Origin of the sequence: Pseudomonas sp. PDM22, from assembly GCF_014851965.1 — a bacterium.
Taxonomy (GTDB): Bacteria; Pseudomonadota; Gammaproteobacteria; order Pseudomonadales; family Pseudomonadaceae; genus Pseudomonas.
In genome coordinates, this window is the sequence record NZ_JACVAR010000048.1 from 1 (window position 1) to 286 (window position 286).

The window sequence follows — 286 nt, forward strand, 5'->3', positions numbered from 1 at the left end:
ATCATCGAAGTGGTCAGCGCCGACACCTTCAAGCGTCCGATCTATGCCGGTAACGCCATCGCTACCGTGCAATCCTCGGCCGCCGTCAAGGTCATCACCGTGCGTGGCACCGGCTTCGACGCCGTTGCTGCCGAAGGTGGCTCCGCCGCTGTTGAAACCGTTTCCGGCCCGGCCGATGCCGGCAAGTCCGCCTTCGTGGGCGAAGAACTGGCCAAGTCCGACCGTCCGGAACTGACCGCTGCCAAGATCGTCGTTTCCGGCGGCCGTGGCATGGGCAATGGCGACA

The 286-nt window shown here is 64.7% G+C and carries 1 pseudogene; it reads left to right on the plus strand.

Going from position 1 to position 286, the window contains the following annotated elements:
* Positions 1–286: pseudogene (locus IB255_RS30585) on the plus strand (electron transfer flavoprotein subunit alpha/FixB family protein); the annotation flags it as partial.